15 protein-coding genes are annotated in these 18,057 nt (G+C 40.3%); 8 read left to right on the top strand and 7 right to left on the bottom strand.

Annotation, left to right across the window (positions count from 1 at the left end; genetic code table 11):
- Window position 1 precedes the first annotated feature (1 nt).
- The 4 genes from KJK34_RS04640 (at window position 2) to KJK34_RS04625 (ending at window position 5,351) form a co-directional block, all read left to right on the top strand.
- Window positions 2-1,021 carry an inorganic phosphate transporter gene (locus KJK34_RS04640; RefSeq protein WP_236937584.1) on the top strand — a complete coding sequence of 340 codons (1,020 nt, stop codon included), beginning with the start codon at window positions 2-4 and terminating at the stop codon, window positions 1,019-1,021.
- An 87-nt stretch (window positions 1,022-1,108) separates the two neighbouring features.
- On the top strand, window positions 1,109-1,699 hold the full coding sequence (gene nudK, locus KJK34_RS04635; protein WP_223052685.1) for a GDP-mannose pyrophosphatase NudK: 591 nt from the start codon (window positions 1,109-1,111) through the stop codon (window positions 1,697-1,699).
- A gap of 66 nt (window positions 1,700-1,765) precedes the next feature.
- A complete protein-coding gene (locus KJK34_RS04630; RefSeq protein WP_223052684.1) occupies window positions 1,766-4,066 on the top strand; it encodes an acyl-CoA dehydrogenase family protein in 2,301 nt (766 codons plus the stop codon).
- Window positions 4,067-4,133: 67 nt separating this feature from the next.
- Window positions 4,134-5,351 carry a DUF763 domain-containing protein gene (locus KJK34_RS04625; RefSeq protein WP_223052683.1) on the top strand — a complete coding sequence of 406 codons (1,218 nt, stop codon included), beginning with the start codon at window positions 4,134-4,136 and terminating at the stop codon, window positions 5,349-5,351.
- Here KJK34_RS04625 and KJK34_RS04620 read toward each other — a convergent pair.
- A complete protein-coding gene (locus KJK34_RS04620; protein ID WP_223052682.1) occupies window positions 5,337-6,884 on the bottom strand; it encodes a DEAD/DEAH box helicase in 1,548 nt (515 codons plus the stop codon). The genes KJK34_RS04625 and KJK34_RS04620 overlap by 15 nt on opposite strands.
- Window positions 6,885-7,050: 166 nt before the next feature.
- Here KJK34_RS04620 and nfi point away from each other — a divergent pair, with 166 nt between their 5' ends.
- Entirely contained in the window at window positions 7,051-7,764 is a 714-nt protein-coding gene (nfi, locus tag KJK34_RS04615) for a deoxyribonuclease V (protein ID WP_223052681.1), read from the top strand.
- Window positions 7,765-7,771: 7 nt separating this feature from the next.
- Here the strand turns inward: nfi and KJK34_RS04610 are convergent, their stop codons facing one another.
- Entirely contained in the window at window positions 7,772-8,284 is a 513-nt protein-coding gene (locus KJK34_RS04610) for a DUF6155 family protein (RefSeq protein ID WP_223052680.1), read from the bottom strand.
- A 132-nt stretch (window positions 8,285-8,416) separates the two neighbouring features.
- Between KJK34_RS04610 and KJK34_RS04605 the strand changes: the two genes are divergently transcribed.
- The 3 genes from KJK34_RS04605 (at window position 8,417) to KJK34_RS04595 (ending at window position 10,437) form a co-directional block, all read left to right on the top strand.
- Window positions 8,417-8,788, top strand: coding sequence for a hypothetical protein (locus tag KJK34_RS04605; protein WP_223052679.1), 372 nt, complete (start codon window positions 8,417-8,419; stop codon window positions 8,786-8,788).
- Between the two features lie 104 nt (window positions 8,789-8,892).
- Window positions 8,893-9,177 (top strand): DUF3817 domain-containing protein, encoded by a 285-nt coding sequence (locus tag KJK34_RS04600; RefSeq protein WP_223052678.1) that lies wholly within the window; start codon window positions 8,893-8,895, stop codon window positions 9,175-9,177.
- Window positions 9,178-9,180: 3 nt separating this feature from the next.
- A complete protein-coding gene (locus tag KJK34_RS04595; protein ID WP_223052677.1) occupies window positions 9,181-10,437 on the top strand; it encodes a mechanosensitive ion channel family protein in 1,257 nt (418 codons plus the stop codon).
- On the opposite strand, the gene KJK34_RS04590 is transcribed toward KJK34_RS04595, so the two are convergent.
- From KJK34_RS04590 to KJK34_RS04570, 5 genes are all read right to left on the bottom strand, one after another.
- A complete protein-coding gene (locus KJK34_RS04590; protein ID WP_223052676.1) occupies window positions 10,434-10,826 on the bottom strand; it encodes an acyl-CoA thioesterase in 393 nt (130 codons plus the stop codon). The genes KJK34_RS04595 and KJK34_RS04590 overlap by 4 nt on opposite strands.
- A gap of 155 nt (window positions 10,827-10,981) precedes the next feature.
- On the bottom strand, window positions 10,982-12,958 hold the full coding sequence (locus KJK34_RS04585; RefSeq protein ID WP_223052675.1) for an alpha-ketoacid dehydrogenase subunit alpha/beta: 1,977 nt from the start codon (window positions 12,956-12,958) through the stop codon (window positions 10,982-10,984).
- 132 nt (window positions 12,959-13,090) lie between these two features.
- The gene (locus KJK34_RS04580; protein ID WP_223052674.1) at window positions 13,091-14,725 is read right to left on the bottom strand and encodes a BspA family leucine-rich repeat surface protein; all 1,635 of its coding nucleotides are present in this window, start codon (window positions 14,723-14,725) and stop codon (window positions 13,091-13,093) included.
- A gap of 83 nt (window positions 14,726-14,808) precedes the next feature.
- A complete protein-coding gene (locus tag KJK34_RS04575; protein ID WP_223052673.1) occupies window positions 14,809-15,267 on the bottom strand; it encodes a DinB family protein in 459 nt (152 codons plus the stop codon).
- A 3-nt stretch (window positions 15,268-15,270) separates the two neighbouring features.
- A complete protein-coding gene (locus KJK34_RS04570; RefSeq protein WP_223052672.1) occupies window positions 15,271-18,009 on the bottom strand; it encodes a PAS domain-containing sensor histidine kinase in 2,739 nt (912 codons plus the stop codon).
- Window positions 18,010-18,057: the final 48 nt, after the last annotated feature.

The following is an 18,057-nucleotide window of genomic DNA, read 5'->3' as shown; positions in this document are numbered from 1 at the left end:
TATGTCAGATTTATTCAGCACTCTAACTGTTCCTTTTCTTTTGGCTATGTTTTTAGCGGTTAATATGGGGGGCAGTGGTACCGCCCCATCGTTTTCGGCAGCTTATGGCGCTAATATAATTCGTCGCAATGCAATACCCGGTTTGTTTGGGGTAATGGTGCTTGCAGGTGCACTTATAGCAGGAAAAGAAGTCTCATTAACTTTGGGTAACGGGCTTTTAGAACAGCATTATTTTACGCCGCTAAATACATCTGTTATATTGCTTTCCATCAGCCTTTCAATACTGGTGGCCAATTTAATTGGAGTTCCGCAGTCAACAAGCCAGTCAACGGTTTTGGCAATAGCAGGCGCTGCCACAGCTACAGATGGCTTAAACACTCACAAGCTGTTTTATGAAATTATCCCAACATGGATTATCTTACCTTTAATAGCTTTCTTTATAATGCTGGGGCTTTCCAAATGGTTGTTGCCAACCTTAAAAGATAAAGTATTTACTGATGATTACAGGCACTTAAACCAGCACAAAGGGCTTAAGGCAGTACTGATACTATCGTCGCTGTATGTTGCTTTTTCTATAGGTGCTAACAATGTTGCCAATGCTGCCGCCCCTATAGCATCATTAACAGCTAATGAAATAGGGCAGGAAAACTTAGGCAGCTTCCTCCCTATCATAATATTATCGGTACTCATTGTTGCCCCATGCTTTGCTATAGGCAGCTCATTATTAGGTTATAAGGCCACAAAAAATACAGGTAAAGAAATTGTAAAGGTCTCCCCTTTTAATGGTACTATAATAGCTGTTATAACTGCCAGCCTGCTTTTAATAGCTTCAGTTACAAAGGGTATACCCACATCATTGGTACAGCTAAACGGGGCAGGTTTTATTGCTTTGAGTATAAGTAAGCATGGCGTTAAAAAAACATTCAGTAACAAGACGGTTAAGCGATTTTTTACTGTTTGGGGTGTTGCACCATTATTTGCATATATACTTACTTATGTTCTTATAAAGCTGCTGCAATAACATAAATGTTCAGTTATTTTAAACTTAAATTTTGTGCGGGATGCGTTTAATAATTTACTTTTACAGCCGTATAAAATATAAGGCACAATGAGCCAAAATAACCCAACTGTAAAACTTCATTCTAAAGAATTATTATCTGATAACTGGGGAAAGTTATATAAGGTAAATTATACTTATATACTTAAAGATGGCTCTGAACAAAACCAGACACGTGAGGTTTACGACCGCGGTAACGGTGCAGTTATCTTACTTTACAATAAAGAAAAACAGACTGTTATACTTACAAGGCAATTGCGTATACCTACATGGTTTAACGGCAATACCGATGGGCTTATGATTGAAGCCTGTGCAGGCATGCTTGACGATAATGAGCCTGAAGAATGTATAAGGCGTGAAACAGAAGAAGAAACAGGATATACCCTTACCGATGTAAAAAAAGTAATGGAGGTTTATATGTCACCCGGATCGGTTACCGAGATACTGTACTTTTTTACGGCAGCATACAGCGATGCTATGAAAACCGGAAAAGGCGGTGGTGCAGCAAACGAGCAGGAAAACATTGAAGTTTTAGAAACGCCTTTCACCAAGGCTATGGAAATGATTACTACAGGCGAAATTAAAGATGCCAAAACCATTATGCTGCTTCAGCATGCCAAGATTAATAATTTACTTGGCTAGTCCTGTTTAACAAATTATTACAAATTGTCTTGTAAGTAATTGCTTATTTTTATAGAAAAACAAGCAATGATTACATTTCAGAATAACCCAAAGCTTTCAATATTCGTTCCCTTTTTATATATAGCATGGGAAGACAATATATTGACGCAGCAGGAATACAATAAACTGGACGATTTTATAACTGCTACCGGCTGGATTACAAAAGCTGAAAAGGAATTTCTGCAATCTAAAATAAAAGCAGGCTCCCCTCCTTCCCGCTCTGAGTTGTATAGCTGGAAAGATATGATAAATAGTGTTTTATCATCATCTGACAGGCCTTCCAATTTAACTGAGTTGGGAATTTTAATAGCCAATGCCGAAAGGCTGACTTTTAATAATGAGGATATACAACAAAAGGCTGCTGTGTTTGTTCAGCTTGAAGCTGAATTAGGTATAATCGGTAACGAACTAATATCAGGATTTAGCAACAGCCGCGACACCGTTACGCACTCCCACAACACCAGCAAAAGTTTCGATGTGGCAGAAATGACAGCATTTCTGGAAGGTTCACAATCGGATATCATAAACAAGGTTAAAAGCATTATAAGTTCTCCCGAACTGGAATTAACGGATACGTCGGCAGATGATTTCAGGGAGACCGTTCTGCAGTGGTGTCAAATTCTTGCCGATAATGGCCTCGGTTCTTATGCCTATCCTAAAGAATATGGCGGTAAAGATGATATAGAACGTTATTTTACCATTATGGAAACCCTTAGTTACCACGATTTGAGCCTGGTAATTAAATTCGGGGTGCAATTCGGGCTTTGGGGCATGAGCATACTTTCGTTAGGTACAGAAAAGCATTATAAAAAATACCTGAAGGATGTGGGCAGCCTTGCCCTGCCCGGTTGTTTTGCAATGACCGAAACACATCACGGCTCAAACGTAAAGGGTATAGAGACAACTGCCACTTATAACCATGCTGACAAAACCTTTATAATAAATACTCCTGATAGATATGCCCGTAAAGAATACATAGGGAATGCGGCTAATCATGGTGAAATGGCTACCGTATTTGCCAAACTGATAATTGACGGAAACGATTATGGTGTAAATACTTTTATAGTACACATACGCGATAAAAACAAGAACGTATTGCCTGGAGTAACTATAGAAGATTGCGGTAAAAAAATGGGGCTTAACGGAGTTGATAACGGCATACTGTATTTTGATAATGTGGTTATCCCCAAAGAAAACATGCTGGACAGGTTTGCCTCTGTAAATGATGATGGTGAGTTCACCAGCCCGATACCGAGCGACAACCGGAGGTTCTTTACCATGTTAGGGACTTTAGTTGGCGGACGTATTGGTATTCCCCGTTCTGCGCTTGCAGCCGCACGTACGGGCATTACCATAGCTATACAATATGCCGACCAGCGCAGGCAGTTTGGCCCTGCAGGCGGTAAAGAGGTGCCTATACTCAACTACCGCATGCACCAGCTGAGGCTTATGCCCTATCTTGCCAACGCTTATGCACTGCATTTTGCGCTGCAATATGTAACGCAGCGCTTTATAAACATGAAACCTGAAGAAATGCAGGAGATAGAAGCGCTTGCTGCAGGTATGAAAGCTTATTCAACCTGGAATACCCGCGACACTCTTCAGGAATGCAGGGAAGCCTGTGGCGGCAAGGGTTACATATCTGAAAACAGGATTGACGATTTAAAGAACGACACCGAAATATATACCACTTTTGAAGGCGATAATACCGTGTTGATGCAGCTTGTTGCCAAAAACAGGCTCAGTGAGTTTAGGAAGGAATTCGGTGAACTGAATGTAGGCACACTGTTTAATTATGTATTACAACAGGCTAAAACATCTATAACTGAAAAAAATCCGTTTGCTATACGCAATACCGATGAAAAGCACCTTGCCGACCCCGATTTTCACCTGCACGCATTCCGGTACAGGGAAAGGGAATTGGTAAGCTCTGCCGCAAGGCGTTTTAAAAAGCTGGTTGATGACGGGCTTGACACATTTGATGCCGCCAATATAATGCACCCGCACATGCTTAACCTTGCCGAAGCCTACCTTGACAGGGTTATACTCGAACAATTTAATGTGAATGTAGAAAACTGTAAAAGTGAACCTTTAAAAGAAGTGCTTCAGCGCCTGTACACTCTTTTTGCACTTAATAAGCTGCATGAACATAAAGCATGGTATTTAGAACAAGGTTATATGGAAGGCGTTAAAACAAAAGCCATACGTAAAATGGTTAGCCAGTTGTGCTGGGAAATACGCAGGGATGCTGTCCCGCTTACAGATGCATTTAATATTCCTGAAAGCTGCCTCGCTCCTATTGTTACATTCAGGAAAGGGGAAGCGTAACACTAAAAATCAGCAGGTTTCGTTATCTTTGCAGCACAACCTCCCTCCATAAAAAAATCTGCTGAGTATGAAAAGATCAGGCTCTGCCGACCTGCCGCTGCATAACGGCCACGTTCCGCTCTGGCTATCTGAACGGATGGCAAAGCTTGGGCTGGCTATTGTAGAAACCATTGCTATGGAATTTTCTACATCAGAGGTAATAAGCAAGCTTGCAAACCCTTTTTGGTTTCAGAGTTTTGGGGCTGTTATGGGTATGGACTGGCACTCTTCCGGCATTACAACTTCGGTACTGGGGGCATTGAAGCGTTCGGTTAATCCGCATGCTAAAGAACTGGGTATATACATTTGCGGCGGCAAAGGAAAGCACTCCATGAAAACGCCTGAAGAGCTTATTGCCGTTGGCAACAGTTCAGGGCTTAATGGTATAGAGCTGGCCGGTTTAAGCAGGCTAACAGCCAAGATAGATAATACCGCTATACAGGACGGCTTTCAGCTATACCAGCATAATTTTATAGTAGATGCTACGGGTAACTGGTGTGTAATACAACAGGGGCTTAATAACGCTACCAGCACAGCAAGGCGGTATCATTGGCACTCTAAAGACCTCCAGTCTTTTGTAAATGAGCCACACACTTTTATTTATGGCGAGAACCAGGGAAGTATTTTAAACCTGACTGCCGGTGCAGCTGCGCCTACACGAGAAAAATCGTTACTGATTGCAAATGAACACCCTGAAAGGATAATAAAAGAGCTTAACCACCTAACAATGCCGGGCCATCATGATGTAAAAATGAAGGATGTAAACATGAAACGCCTTGGCGCTATGCTCTGGATGGCACACGAGAACAAGCCTGAAGATTTTGAAGGTCTGCTTATGCTTAAAGGTATGGGGCCAAGAACCATACAATCACTTGCGTTGGTAAGTGAAGTTATTTACGGTACCCCTACCCGCTTTGAAGACCCTGCCCGCTTTTCGTTTGCACATGGTGGTAAAGACGGTAATCCTTTCCCTGTGCCGATAAAGGTTTTTGATGAGACTATAAACACGCTGCAAACAGCAATTAACAGGGCTAAAATTGGTAATTCTGATAAAATGGCAGCCATACAAAAACTGTCTGAAATATCGCTAAATGCAGAAAAAGACTTTACACCTAATACTAATTTTGAGGCATTAATTCAAAAAGAGCGGGATGAATCCTATAAATATGGCGGCCGCACCATTTTCGGTGATGCCAAACCACCTAAAAAGCAAAGTGGTGACGGCGGGCAATTAAAGCTTTTTTAATTCAATCTCTTCCGCCTCACCTTCTTTATAACGTTCAAACACCCTCCCGATAAATACGCTAAGGCGGTGCTTATAGTCCTCTATAAGCCACTCCCTGTAATTCTTTGTAGTCTTGCTGAGTAACTTTGTATATTGCTTTACCCTGTACTCTATGTCCGGATCAAGCTCTTTTGCCAGTTTGCGTGCCTCAGGTATGGTGTCGGTATTTTCTATGCACATAAATGCATGCTGGCGTATCGATTTTTCTATTACCGTTTTAGGTTTCAGTTTTTCGTCCATAGCTATCTGGAACTCCTCCTCCACATCAAAAGCAACCTCTGCCGTATTTTCAAACTTCGCCCGAAGCTCCTCAGGCATCCTGTAAATGTGGTGGCTTTCTATATCGGCATCAGTACGTATGTTATCTAAAAACTCCTCAGGATGCTTAAAGATGTACTGCCAGTCTATAGGGTCGCTCCAAAGCCCGAAACGCTGCGCGTTATTCCCTAAATCAATAACCGTAAAAATATCCTTTTCAGGCAGCTTTCTGGAGCCGCGGCCTATCATTTGGAAATACAGGGTTAACGAACGTGTGGCCCTGTTCAGAATAATGGTTTCTACAGTAGGTTCGTCAAAGCCTGTAGTGAGTATAGATACCGATGTTACTATGGCATCGGGTGTTTTTTTAAACCAGCTTAATATTTTACGCCTTTCTTCTTCGGGTGTGCGGTTATCCAAATGCCTGATGGGGTAACCTGCCGCCCTGAATGTTTCATATACATAAAGCGAGGTATTAATACCATTATTAAAAATAAGGGTTTTCTTGCCTTTGCTCCTGCTCTCGTAGCATTGCAGCAACAAATCCTGCATAGCGGAACGTGAATAAAGCTCATCAGACGAGCTAACGGTATAATCGCCGTTAATACCCAGCTTTAATGAAGTAAGCTCTACATCATAACCATACATTTCCGCTTTGGCAAGGTAACCGTTATTAATAAGCGATTGTATTGGTTCTCCTACTATAAGCTCGTCATAGGTTTCATACATCGGCAGATCGATGTTAGAGCTTAACGGCGTGGCTGTTACACCCAGGAAAAAAGAGTTTTTGAAATAACTGAACAATTTCCTGAATGAATTATAATGTGCTTCGTCAACAATAACAAGCCCTATATAATCCATTCTGAACTTCTTGTCTTTAAGCCTGTTGTTAAGTGTTTCCACCATAGCAACATAGCATGTAAACTCTTTATGATCAGGAAGCTCTTTTATATTGCTGTCTATAACTTTATTATCTACACCAAAGGTTTTAAGCATATTAGAAGTCTGCTTGCACAACTCTATCCTGTGTGTGAGCACCAGCACCTTGCGGTTATATTTTTCGATATATCGCCTTGCTATTTCTGAAAATATTACCGTTTTACCGCCGCCTGTGGGCAACTGGTACAGCAGGTGGTAGTTATCGGGCCTGCCCTCAAACTTTTCAAAAATAGTATCAATGTCTTTTTCCTGATAATGATAAAGCTCTTTTCTGTCCTCGTGTTCTTCTGTATGCATAAAGAGATATGATAATTTTCAAAAATATACATTTACCTACATATATATGTTTATAAAATCATAATTATAAGGTAGTGATACTAATTTAATGGTGAGTTGTTTTGGCTAAACCTTTACAAAACATGCCGATATTATTTAGTAACTTCCCTCATTAAAAGAAGCACAAATGCTTAATTATGATACTATAACCATTAATGAGGCAACCGCTATTCAGAATGAAATGCGGCATAATATATCTTTAATAAGTGAACCCGGTAAAATAACTACCATCGGCGGTGCAGATATATCCCATAACAAAGACTCTGATATAGTGTATGCCGGCATTGTTGTGCTGAGTTATCCGCAGATGGTAGTGCAGTCTTATTCCTTAATTGAGGCTGTTACAAAATTCCCTTATGTGCCGGGCTATCTTGGTTTCAGGGAAGTACCTGCCTTGCTGCAGGCATACAACCAGTTACCGCAAAAGCCGGATGTTATGGTTTTAGACGGACAGGGCATTACGCACCCACGTCAAATGGGAATTGCATCTCATTTCGGGCTGTTGTCGGGCTGCCCGTCAATTGGTTGTGCCAAAAACATGCTTTTCGGAAAGTACGACCCGCTAAAGTTAGAAAAAGGCAGCTACAGCCCCATTTACAATAATGGCGACCTGTTAGGCTATGCCCTTCGCACAAAAACTGGAGTTAAGCCGGTTTATATCTCGCCGGGACACAAAATATCGGTACAAACCAGCCTTGAAATTATGCAGAATTGTACCTTAAGGCACCGTATACCCGAACCAACCCGACAGGCACATGAAAAAGTGAACCTTTTTCGTGTAGGCAGGCTTAAGCAGGGGCATCACTTTGAAGATATACAAGGCAGCATGTTTGATTTATAGTTACAGGCTATTCGAAATTATCGTATATTCTTTCAAATTCTTTACCGTTATCCCATTGATGCCTCATAGCTTCGAGATAAATTTTTTCAACCCTTTCCTTAAAGTCGGCAGCCATTCCGTTTGCCGTTATATAATCAACTGCTTGTTTATAGGAGTTATACATACTTTTATAGAAGGTCGTATATCTAATTTCACGTCTTGCGGTATAACGTTGTGCAGTTTCTATATTATAAAGCATTATATCGGCAGTAATGTAGGCATCTACCCCAAGCGTTAAAAAATGTTTTATATACTTTTGCGCAGTAGAACGGCGCAGCTTTGCCCGTTTACCCTTAAGCGGAAAATATTCGTGGAGTATTTTTAGCTTTGCTTCCTGCTCCAGCTTGTCTTCTTTGGGGTTAAATATAAAGTTATAATATGTTTTTACTTCAGGAAATTTATCATAAAGTGCCATAAGCTGCTCTTCAAGCTCTTCTTTAGGCAGTGTGGCAAGATATTTTTTAAGGTCGCGTTTGCTCATATACAGGTTTGTACTTCAAATGTACCTGTAAAATGGTGTTTGTGCAATAAATTCAGTAAAATGATAACATTTAATTGTATAAAGTAGTATTTTTGCATTCCTTAAAAGTTCAAAAAACAAAAACCTTATACTGTGGAAAATCCGAGTGCACAAAAACTGATAAAAAAGATGCAGGTAGATCTTTTTAAAGACGGCTTTAATGCAGAACGACTTATTGCTGACCTGAAGAAATTACGTGAATATTCGATGGACGAGCAAAATCCGGTATTAACAAAAGCACTCCGCCTTACTTATGAGCACCTTGAGGAAAACGGCGCTTTCCTTATCCCGATACCTGACGATGAGCCAATGGAAGAAGGTGTTGAGGTAGTGAATGACAATGAAAACACAGGCGAAAACAATATGGAAAGCCTTGAATATCTTTTATCGCTTTTTAGTGATTTAAGTAATAAAAACAACATGCTCGATCTTAGGGAATACAACAAGGCGTTCATGGAGTTTTAATAATTGCAATCTTCGGTTATATAATTAGGGGCTGTTTGGAAACAAACAGCTTTTTTTATGGCTATAATATCATTGATTATTACCTTTGCATAAATTTATAATTTATGACACGTTTTTTTAAAATTATAGCTACACTTGAAGGTGTTTCGCTTCTTGCACTATTGTTTATTGCAATGCCCCTAAAGTACATTTGGGAAATGCCCGAAGCTGTACGTATAGTGGGCATGGCGCACGGTTTACTGTTTGTAGGCTATATACTTTTGGCAATAATGCTTAAGGTTGAGCAGGACTGGCCGTGGAAAAAATTCCTTATTATATGTGCAGCTTCTGTTGTACCGTTTGGGACATTTTATATTGAGAATAAATACTTTAAAGCCAAAGCAGAATAAAGGATGGATATATTCAACTGGGCTTATAAAATTTTCAGGGATATAGATTTTAGCCACATTTCAGCTTTATATGCCAACCTTGCTGTTAATATTACTGTTATTTGCATTGTTGCTTATCTCCTTGATTTTTTATCAAAAAAGATATTAGTAGTTGCGTTTGGCGCTTTTGCCAAACGCACTAAAACCTCTTTTGATGATTTCCTGGTTGAAAATAAAGTATCAAAATACTTGGCACACCTTGTACCCCTACTCTTTGTTTATCATACCACGCCGATAGTACTGGAACGCTTTAAGTATTGGGAAGCCATTTTTGAAAAATGTATCACCATATTTATCATATTCCTGATACTATGGATTGTAAGGAGTACCCTGAATGCTATTAAAGATTATCTTAAGCAACAGCCTTCTTATAATGATAAGCCCATAGACAGCTACATACAGGTTATAATGATCGTGCTGTGGACGTTTGCCGTTACAGGTATGGTGATGGTACTGTTTAATGTAGAATTCCTTAAGATAGTTGGTACATTTGGTGCGGTTTCGGCAGTTGTAATACTTATCTTTAAGGATACCATACTTGGTTTTGTTGCCAGTATTCAGGTAAGTGTAAACGACATGGTTCGCATAGGCGACTGGATAACCATGGAAAAATATGGAGCCGATGGTGATGTTATTGAGATTAACCTTGCCACTGTAAAAGTCAGGAATTTTGATAATACCACAACCACTGTGCCTACCTACAGCCTTATCTCTGATTCATTCCGCAACTGGAGGGGTATGGTAAACTCCGGCGGCAGGCGCATTAAAAGGCATATACTGATAAAAGCAAACAGTGTAAGGTTTGTGAGTAAAGAAGAACTTGATTCATTCAGGAAAATACAATTGCTTTCATCGTATATTGAGCACCGCCAAAGTGATATTGACAAATACAATCTGCAAAACAGCATTGACAAGTCGGAAGCCATAAACGGTCGAAACCTTACCAACCTGGGGCTTTTCAGGAAGTATATAAGCCAGTATGTAGAAAATCACCCTGCAATCAATAAAGATTTAACGATGATGTGCCGCCACCTGCAGCCTACCGAAAAAGGCATCCCGGTAGAAATTTATGCTTTTACATCAGACAAGCGGTGGGTAAATTATGAATATATCATGGCGGATATATTTGACCACGTTATTGCCGCGGTACGGTATTTTGACCTTGAAATTTTTGAGTTGCCAAGCAACGACAACAAAACAAACTATGTATCTGTAGATTAAGCTTTCTTAAGCCTGTCCTCTACATATTCTATTTTGGTTTTACCATGAGCCGAAGGCCTGCCCAGGCTGTCAAGGTTAACCATAGTAATATTATCTACGGTAATGATTTTTTCCTGGGTCATTTTATTGCGTACTTCAGAACGTAACGTGATAGATGTAGTACCGAATTTTACCACATCTATACCGATTTCTACAATATCGCCCTGCTTTGCTGAACTCATAAAATTGATCTCTGACATATATTTGGTTACTACGTGCGGGTTTTCTAATTGTATAATAGAATATAATGCTGCTTCCTCATCAATCCAGGCAAGCAGTTTACCGCCAAACAGCGTTCCGTTGGGGTTAAGGTCTTCGGGTTTAACCCATTTTCTGGTATGAAATCTCATAAGCTTCTCTGATAAATTTAACTTCTTTTTTTCTACTGCAAAGATACATATCAAAACAACTGTGATAAAAAGATTACAAATGGTTTTATCTATAATGGTATAAACAGCAAAAGCCCTGCAAATGCAGGGCTTTTATATTATAATTATCTGTAAAGTTAATAAGCTATGAGTTCCTGCAAAGCTGCTTCAAAACGTTGTTTTGGCAAATACTGGTCTTCCAGCGCTTTGGTAAACGGTATGGCGCTTTCAAGGCTGCCTACACGTTTTACAGGGCCATCAAGGTATTCAAAGCATTCTTCCATTATCATGGCAGAAATATCGCTGGCTACGCCGCCAAACAGTGTGTCTTCCTGCAATACAATAGCCTTGCCTGTTTTCTTTACCGATTTAAATATCGTTTCAGTGTCAAGCGGCTGTAACGTGCGCAGGTCGATAAGGTCGGCTTTTATATGCGGATTCTTTTCCAGCGTTTCTAATGCCCAGTGAACTCCCGCCCCAAAAGATATGATAGTAACATCCTCACCTTCTTTAAGCAAAGCAGCCTGCCCGAAAGGTAACGTATAATAATCTTTAGGTACATCCTGATACACACTGCGGTACAGTGCCTTGTGTTCAAAGAACATTACAGGGTTAGGGTCGTTTATTGCTGTGGCAAGCAAACCTTTGGCGTCATACGGGAAAGCCGGGTAAACCACCTTTAACCCCGGGGTTTTGGTAAACCATGCCTCATTGGTTTGCGAATGGAAAGGACCCGCCTGTACCCCTGCCCCGCAAGGCATGCGCACCACCACATCGGCGTGTTCCTGCCAACGGTAATGCACTTTGGCTAAATAGTTTACAATCGGGTTAAAGCCTGTAGAAACAAAATCGGCAAACTGCATTTCGATAACCGACTTATAGCCGTTAATGGAAAGCCCCATACCCGCAGATACAATAGCCGATTCGCAAATTGGGGTATTGCGCACGCGCTCTTTGCCAAACTCGGCAACAAAGCCTTCTGTTATTTTAAATGCCCCGCCATATTCGGCTATGTCCTGCCCCATTATTACAAGGTTTTCATGGCGCTGCATGCTTTGCCTTAACCCTTGCGAAATAGCATCAATCATCCTGACATTTTCCGCTTCTCCATCAGATTTAACTTCCTCATATTGATACGGTTTGTAAACATCATTTAACTCTTCGGTTAAGCTTGCTTCAATAGGCGGCTCGGCAGAAGCCTGCTGGTAGTTTTCATCTATTTCCTTTTTCAGCTCTGCGCGCATTTCCTTATCCATATCTTCGGTAAGCACGCCTTCCTGCATCAGGTAGCTGCGATAATTATCTACAGGGTCTTTGGCAGCCCACATATCCATAAGCTCCTGCGGAACGTATTTTGTGCCGCTTGCCTCTTCGTGCCCGCGCATCCTGAAAGTTTTAAACTCAAGCAGCACCGGGCGCGGATTTTCGCGCATAGAAGCCACTATGTCGGTTAGTTGGGTATATACCTCTAAAATGTTGTTACCGTCTATAATATAGCTCTCCATACCGTAGCCTTTGCCCTTGTCGGCAAGGTTCTCGCAGCGGTACTGTTCATTGGTTGGTGTACTAAGCCCGTAGCCATTATTTTCTATGATGAAAAGCACCGGTAAGTCCCACACGGCGGCAATGTTTAATGCTTCGTGAAAATCGCCCTCACTTGTTGCGCCCTCGCCTGTAAATACGGCGGTTACCTTACCGTTTTTGCGTAGCCTGTTAGCCAGTGCAATACCATCGGCAACGCCAAGCTGTGGACCCAGGTGCGATATCATACCTATTATTTTATACTCCTGCGTACCGAAGTGGAACGAGCGGTCGCGGCCCTTGGTAAAGCCGTTTGCCTTGCCCTGCCATTGCGAGAACAGGCGGTACAGCGGAATGTCGCGCCCTGTGAAAACGCCCAGGTTGCGGTGCATTGGCAGTATATATTCGTCTTTATCCAGCACGGCGGTAACACCTACAGATATGGCCTCCTGCCCTATCCCGCTGAACCATTTGGAAACTTTGCCCTGGCGTATGAGGATGAGCATTTTCTCCTCTATCATACGGGGCTTTAGCAGTTTCTTATAAAGATTGAGTAATTGTTGATTGGTTAATTGTTTGCGGTTGAATTGCATAACGTTTTTTGAAAGATTCTCTTATTTGTGCCATCAAAAGTAAGAAAATAACAGAATTGACAGTAATGTGTTAGGAAAAATTATTGAACAAAAAAACACCTGCCAAATGGCAGGTGTTTTATATACTTTGACTTAATTTTTGATAAGCTTATATTCTGATGAACCTCTATCTGTTATTAAATTTACTATATATACTCCTATACTTAAATTATCAACTTTGATAGTACTCAAATTCTCATCTATGTTTATTAGTTCACGCCCTTGCAGGTTATATATGATAACTTTTTCAACAACAACATCTGATTTATTTTCTATATACAGAAAATCATTTACAGGATTAGGATATATAGATATTTGATTCTCATCAAACAAGGGAATATCTGCTGTACAATCTTCTGCTAAATTATCACCTTCAATAATCCATCCTAATTCGTTAATTAAATGATTTCTGGTTTCTTGGTCACAATACATTAGCGTTTCGGCCCCTATACTTTTATTTGACAATCCCAATTCCTTAAATTTGTTTAATAAACTATCATAATTATTAATACTTAAGTTCGAATTACCAAAAGCCGTATAATCAAAAGCTTGGTAATAAACGTTATTGAATGTAATGCCCTGATTAAAATCCCATGAAGAAATGTCTTGGTCAAAAGAAGTTGCATAATAAAAAATACCACCCATTATTGTAACATTTGATACATCCCAATTATTTAAGGGATAATCAAAAGAATTTGCATTCAAAAACATAGCCTCCATATCAGTCACATTTGATACATTCCAGTTATTTAAAGGTTGGTTAAAAGCTATACAATTATAAAACATACTAGACATATCAGATACATTAGAAACGTCCCAATTATCGAGAGGTTGATTAAAGTATTGGCATGACCAAAACATATTCTCCATATTAGTAACACTTGAAACATTCCAGTTATTTATTGTATGATTAAATGGTGTTACTTCAAACATACCTCTCATATTAATAACGCTTGATACATTCCAGTTACTCAACGGCTGATCAAAAGACATTGCTCTACCGAACATGAGTTCCATATTAGTAACATTGGAAACATCCCAGTTATCTAACGGCTGATTAAATTGTTGGCAACCTTGAAACATTCTTTTCATACCAGTAACATTTGAAACATCCCAGTTATTTAAAGGCTGGTTAAAATATAAATTACTTTGGAACATTCCATTCATATTCGTTACGTTTGACACATCCCAATTATTTAATGGTTGATTGTAACTACTATTCCAAAAGGCGCCTTCCATATTTGTTACATTAGAAACGTCCCAGCCATCTATGGATTGATTCATAGTTGTATTTGCGAAGATATATGACATGTTTGTTACATTGCTTAAGTCAGGAATATCATCTGCATTCACAACTAGATTACTACAATAGTTAAATGCCCTTTCCATACTTGTCCACTGTATATCTCCCCATTGCTCTATTGTTAACAATTTAAGGCAGGTATTTGTACTTTCAACCTGAAATTTTATTCTAGTAAAGTTTCCTGACATTGTTACAGTATATATACCTCCGTTTGCGTATGTATGAGAAACCTCCCCTGATTGATTGGTAAGAATTGTACCATCTCCAAAATCAATAGTATAACTATCAGGTATGGCATCATCTTCAACAACAGGAATAATTACAGTATCGCCGCTCAAAATATTCCAGGTTGTAATAAATGGTGCCTGTGCATTTGCTAAGTATGTTGCTAATAAAGCAATAAATAATAAGTAATTCTTTTTCATTGATTAAAGGTTGAATTGGTAATAATAATTTGACAAAAATACCTTTTAAGATAAATTGTACAAATTATACAACCACTTATTTTTCACACCTCCAAATCCCTCTTGTAAAAAATATAATCGCTTACCAATGGCATAATGCCATTTTCTTTACAATTGGTAGCTATTTGCCCCCTGTGGTAAGTGCTGTGGTTAATTACATGAAAAAGTATATCCTTTACCGTGTTGGTAAACGGCTGCCCCTTGCTGTTGGTGTAACTGATAACCGTTTCAAGGTCGGCAGTTTCAAGTATAGCAAGTGTATCATTATAGTTTTGCGCGTTAATTGCCTTTAGCTTGTCTATGGGGCGCATTTCCCAAACCTGCGTGTGGCACTCGCTGCCGTTAATACGTGCATTCCATATTTCGTGGGCATTAATAGTGTGGTTAAGCAGCATAAGGGCTTTTTCGTGTATGGGCACAATACTGCCGGCAATTAGCGCATCGGTTACCTTATCATTAAAATGAAATGTGTACTGAAACAGTTCGGCAAAAAAAGGTTTCATATGTTATTGCTTTTGTTTTTCAGGAAGTAATATATGAAATGACGTGCCCACACCAGGCTCTGATTCTATAAATATGGCACCGTTGTGGTTGTTAGCAATGCGCCTGCATATTGCCAGCCCTATACCCGACCCGGAGTATTCCTCCCGCCCGTGCAGTCTTTTAAATACTTCAAAAACCTGCTTGGCATATTGCCCACTTATACCAATGCCGTTATCTTTAACCGTGAAAATATAGTAGGTAACACCGGGTTCTGCATGGCTAATGTGGTCTTTTATAGTGTCCGGGTCAGCTATTTTACAGCTAATGCTAATAAGCGGCTGTCTTTCTTTTGGTACAAATTTAAGGGCATTGCTTATCAGGTTATAAAAAAGCTGGTTCATTTGTAGTGGTACAGCCTCAATTTCAACGAGGTTTTCATAACTAACCTTAGCCGACTTTTCCTCTATAAGCAGCTCAAAGTCACCAATAACCGCTTTTACTATCTCCGTAAGGTTTACCTGTGCAAAACGCACATCCGGGTTTAAAAGCCTCGAAAACTCCAGTAGATCCTTAATAAGCAACGACATCCTTTCGGACGACTTTATTATTTTATTTACCACAGAGGCATGCCTGCCTTCGGTATCCTTATCTTTAAGAAGATTAGAAAATATACTGATTTTTCGCAATGGCTCCTGCAGGTCATGGCTCGCCACATAAGCATATTGCGCCAGCTCCTCATTAGAATGTACAAGCCTCAGGTTGGCTTCCTCAAGCTCTATATTGGCACGTTGCAGCTCTTCTGTCCGCTCTTTAACCTGGTTCTCCAGTTCCAGTTGCAGTTTCTTTTGTGCTGTTATATCCTGTGCAGTACCTGTCAGCAAATAGGGTTTGCCATCCTCTTTAAAATAGGCCCTCCCTTGTGCGTGCAGTATACGCTCTCTACCGTTTAAACGGTTTACAACGGTATATTCTTCATCATAATGCCTGTCAGAACCCGGCTGAAGCGCTTTTTCTACAGCGGCAGCAATCCGTTCACGGTCTTTTGCATGTATTACTTCCAATACCTGTTCTAAATTTACCGTTTTGCCATCAAAACCAAACCATTGCAACATCCTTTCAGAATAGGTAACCATACTGCTTTCCGGATAAAAACTCCATGTACCCAGTTCGGCAAGCTCTATTGCCCCGCGAAGTGAAGCTTCGGCTTCCTCTATGGCCTGGCGTACTTTCATGGCTTCGGTAACATCAATGGCAACATCAAGAACGGCAGTAACATTACCGTCAGCATCAAAAAGTGGCGTGTAACTCACATTATAATAGTTATGCGTCATTACCCCATGCTTAACTATATCTACCTGGCGGGCATAGTTGTGAACTTTTTCGCCTGTTTTAAGAACATGATGCATAAGGTCTATTGACTTTTGGCCTGTCATCTCGGGCATGGCTTCAAGCAGCGGCATACCTGTTATGTCTTCCTTGCGGCCAACAATATCCTGAAATGCTTTATTGGTAACATCTATTATAAGGTCTTTACCCCTGAAAACCGCCATAGCTGCCGGTGCAGAGTTTACAATTGCCCTTATCTGTGATTCGCTTTCCTGTAATTTCCTGATATTATTAAGTCTTTGTGTAACATCCATGGCAAGTATTAAAACACCATTAATGTTTCCTGCTTCATCACGCAGTGCAGAATAGGTAAAATCGAAATAAAAATCTTTCAGCTCGCCGCCATGCATAAGCTTTGCAGGGTAATCATAACCATAAAATGTTTCGCCTGTGGTATAAACATTTTCCAAAAGGTCTATAAAGCCCTGGTCTTTCACTTCCGGCAATGCTTCTGCTAAAGCCATACCGGTAACGCCACTACCCTTGCCCCAAAGTTCGAATATCCTGTCATTCCCAACCTCAATTATCATTTCTTTTCCGCTTAAAAAAGCAATGGCAACAGGGCTCTGTTCTATTATTGCCCTGATCTTTAACTCCGATTCCTGCCTTTTACGCTTGGCTATAACCCTGTCGGTAACATTTACCGCAGTATTAAGGATGGCATATATTTCACCTCTCTCATCATACATAGGTTTGTAGGTAAAGTCGAAATAATACACATCCAGTACGCCGTTAAGAGCCAGCTTTGCAGGTGCTTCAGATACCTGGTAAATAGTACCAGTTGTAAAAACATTATCAAGTATCTGAAGGAAAGGCTGACCTTCGAGTTCAGGGACGGCTTCTTCGAGCGTTGTGCCAATAACAGAGCGGTCTTTACCCCAATAACTGAGCATTACATCATTTGCAATACCAATTATCAGTTCCCTGCCTACATATAAAGCTACTGCCAGAGGGGCTTCGGCTATAATAGCCTTAAGATCGTATTGCCCAACCTGTGGCTCAAAGAAGTTACTGTTACGGATTTGCTGAACGGTACCAGAGGCAATTATGTTTTCACCTTCTCTATAGAATTTTCCCCTTATGAGCAGTCTTTTACCTTCTAACTGCTGCGAAAGGCGGTATTTAAATTCTATGTCGCCATGGGCAAGTGCTATAAACGATTCCCATGTTGCGAGTGCTTCGCCGGCATCCCTCGGATGGGTATGCCTGAGTATATCGGTATAATGTACCTCACTTTCTCCTGATAGCCCGAAAAGCGTTGCGGCTACTGCATTAATATGCATTTTACCTGATGAAACCGATAACTGCCATATACCAATACCGGAGGCCTCTAGGGCCATTGTTATTCCTGAATCTGAAAAGTGAGATGATGACATATTGCAGTGAAGATACTAATAGACAAATATATCAATATAAAAACAATA

The sequence above is a fragment of the Flavobacterium coralii genome (genome assembly GCF_019891545.1).
Taxonomy (GTDB): Bacteria; Bacteroidota; Bacteroidia; order Flavobacteriales; family Flavobacteriaceae; genus Flavobacterium; species Flavobacterium coralii.
The sequence above is the reverse complement of the archived record's forward strand: the minus strand, read 5'-3'. Positions and strand labels throughout refer to the sequence as shown.